Origin of the sequence: Methylorubrum podarium (assembly GCF_022179745.1) — a bacterium.
In the GTDB taxonomy this organism is placed as follows: domain Bacteria; phylum Pseudomonadota; class Alphaproteobacteria; order Rhizobiales; family Beijerinckiaceae; genus Methylobacterium; species Methylobacterium podarium.
The window spans coordinates 1-3,322 of the sequence record NZ_BPRD01000528.1; the positions used below are offsets into that span (position 1 = coordinate 1).

General features: G+C 71.4%; 1 protein-coding gene. It reads left to right on the plus strand.

Features of this window, described 5'->3' with window-relative positions:
* Window positions 1–816 precede the first annotated feature (816 nt).
* Window positions 817–3,322, plus strand: a 2,506-nt coding sequence (locus tag MFF42_RS22775; RefSeq protein ID WP_238257970.1) for an Rne/Rng family ribonuclease, incomplete at its 3' end; no start/stop codon positions are given.

A 3,322-nucleotide genomic window follows, 5' to 3' on the forward strand; every position in this document is an offset into this window, starting at 1 on the left:
CCGCGCCGAGCGCGGGTCGTCCAGCGTCAAGCCGGCGGCGGGGCGTCCGGTTCACGCCGCCGCACCGCGCATCGACCCGCACGCGAAGCCCCGGGCCGTCATCAGGGCCAGCGCGCGAAGAGCGCCGCGCGGAGCGGGCCTCGGCCTTGCCGAGGCGCCGAGCGGAGCGAAAGCCCAAGGAATCGAGGTTTTCCGCGGAGGCGGGTGCCGGCGACCGAGGCCGACATCGAACCAGGGTAATCGCTTTCGAGCGATTGCCCCGGGGTCATTCTACGGAACCCTTGCAATTCTCCCGCGACACTCTGTAATGATATCGACCCCATTCCCGGGTTGGCGCTTCGGCGGCCCCCGGGCGCGCCCGGGGCATGTCGGCGCCCACCTCGCTCGAATTGGCAGCGTCAGTCGGCGCCTCCCGGCATCCGGGCGGGTGTCACGGTATTCGCGGCCTCCCGATTTATTCCGGGTCGTCGCGCCTATGAAATCTGTACGGGCCGCCTGCCGGCCCACCATCTTCGCGAGGCCGGATCAGGATGGGAGGACGCACAGCATCGGTTGCCGCTGCTCGTGCCGAAGGCGCGCGGTTTTCGCGTCGCCCCGCCCCTTCCGTCGTCCCGGCCCTGTTCAACCCCCAGCGCGCCGATGTTCGGCGCCAGAAGGCGGTTGACGGCAATCCCCTCCCCGCACCATCCGCGGCCTCGGCAACGAGGCCGGCGCGCGTCCTCTCCCCTCCGGCCTCGGGGCCGGGCGAGGCTCCGCCGGGACAACGCGGCGCACGCGTGAGGAGAACGACGTCGGCCGCCATGTCGAAAGTTCGTCATGGCCAACAACAAGATGCTCATCGATGCGACGCATCCGGAGGAGACCCGGGTCGTCACCGTGCAAGGCTCGCGGGTCGAGGAATTTGATTTCGAGGCGGCCAACCGCCGGCCTCTGAGGGGCAATATCTATCTCGCCAAGGTGACCCGCGTGGAGCCCTCGCTCCAGGCGGCCTTCGTCGAGTACGGCGGCAACCGCCACGGCTTCCTCGCCTTCAACGAGATCCACCCCGACTACTACCAGATCCCGATGGCCGACCGCCTCGCTCTGATCGAGGCCGAGGCGCGCGAGGAGGAGGAGCACCGCGAGCGCGAGGAGCGCCGCCCGGCGCGGGGCCGCCGCTCGCGCGGGCGCCGGGCCGAGGCCCGCGGCTCCCGTCCCGACGACACGGTGAAGTCGCAGGAGGCTTTGTCCGACGCGGTCTCCGAGAACGACGCGGTTCCCGGCGAGGGTCAAGCCGCCGACGCGCCCGCGCCCGAGGCGATCGAGGCCGTGCGCGCGGCCCTCGTCGAGGAGCGGCCCGAGGGCGATGCGCCCGCCGCGACGGGCGATGCGGACGCCGCCCCGGTCGAGACCGGCGGCGACGCCTCCGCGAGCCTGCCCGAGGCGGCCTTGGCGCCCGGCGCCCCCGCCGCCGACGCGCCGTCCGACGAGACGGCCGCCCCCGCGGACGCCGCCGCCGCGGTCGAGCCCTCCAACATCGCCGCGATCTCCGAGGCTCCGAACCCGCCGGCCGCGGACGCCGCCGCTTCCGCCGAGACGGAGACGGTCGAGCCGCAGCCCGTCGCCGCCACGGCGCCGATCGCCGAGAGCGTGGAGAGCGACGAGTCCGAAGAGTCCGAGGAATCCGACGACGAGTCCGAGGACGACGAGGAGGGCGACGAGGACGAGTCGGACGACGAGGATTCGGACGACGACGAGGACTCCGAGGACGAGTCCGAGGAGGACGACGAAGAGGAGGACGAGGAGTCCGAGGACGGCGAGCCGCGCGTGGCCCAGGTCGGCGGTTCGGGCGACGCCCTCGCCGAGATCCCCGAGCGCCCGCGCGCCTATCGCCGCCACTACAAGATCCAGGAGGTGATCAAGCGCCGCCAGATCATCCTCGTCCAGGTCGTCAAGGAGGAGCGCGGCACCAAGGGCGCGGCGCTGACCACCTACCTGTCGCTGGCCGGGCGCTACTCGGTGCTGATGCCGAACACCGGCCGGGGCGGCGGCATCTCGCGGAAAATCACCTCGGCCGCCGATCGCAAGCGCCTGAAGGAGGTCGTGGCCGACCTCGACGTGCCGGAGGGGATGGGGATCATCCTGCGCACCGCCGGCGCCACCCGCACCAAGCCCGAGATCAAGCGCGACTTCGAGTACCTGATGCGCCTGTGGGAGAGCGTGCGCGAGCTGACGCTGTCATCCACCGCCCCGGCGCTGGTCTACGAGGAGGGCTCGCTGATCAAGCGGGCGATCCGCGACCTCTACAACAAGGATCTCGACGAGGTCCTGGTCTCCGGCGAGGACGCCTACCGCGAGGCCAAGGACTTCATGCGGATGCTGATGCCCGGCCAGTCGAAGGTGGTGAAGCCCTACCGTGACCCGACGCCGATCTTCGCCCGCTACGGCGTCGAGCAGCAGCTCGACGCGATGTTCTCGACCCACGTGGCCCTGCGATCGGGCGGCTACCTCGTCATCAACCCGACCGAGGCGCTGGTCTCGATCGACGTGAACTCGGGCCGCGCCACCCGCGAGCACGACATCGAGGACACCGCGCTCAAGACGAATCTCGAGGCGGCGGAAGAGGTCGCCCGCCAGGTGCGCCTGCGCGATCTCGCCGGCCTCGTCGTCATCGACTTCATCGACATGGAGGAGAAGCGCAACAACCGGGCGGTGGAGAAGCGGCTCAACGAGGCGCTCAAGAACGACCGGGCGCGGATCCAGGTCGGGCGGATCTCGCCCTTCGGCCTGCTCGAGATGAGCCGCCAGCGCATCCGCACCGGCGTGCTCGAATCCTCCTCGATCCCCTGCGCCCATTGCGGCGGCTCGGGCTTCGTGCGGGCGACCTCCTCGGTGGCGCTGCACATCCTGCGCTCGATCGAGGAGGCGCTGCTCAAGTCGTCGAGCCACAACCTCGTGCTGCGCACCCGCACCGAGACCGCGCTCTACATCCTCAACCAGAAGCGGGCGCACCTGTTCGACCTCGAGCAGCGCTTCTCGGTGACGGTCACCATCTCCGCCGACGAGCGGCTGACGGCGACCTCGGCCTTCCAGCTCGAACGCGGCGAGCCGGCGGTGAAGCATGTCGGCCCGGCCACCGGCGTGCGCGCGGTGGCGATCTCCCCGGTCTACGAGGCCGAGGAGTTCGAGGACGAGGCGATCGAGGGCCAAGAGGGCCAGGAGAGCCAAGCCGGCGAAGAGGTCGAGGCCGTCGCCGAGTCCGAGGCGGAGGGCGCCTCGGACGAGCGCGCGGCCGCCGACGGGTCCGAGGAGGGCGGCGGGCGCCGCCGCCGTCGCCGCCGCC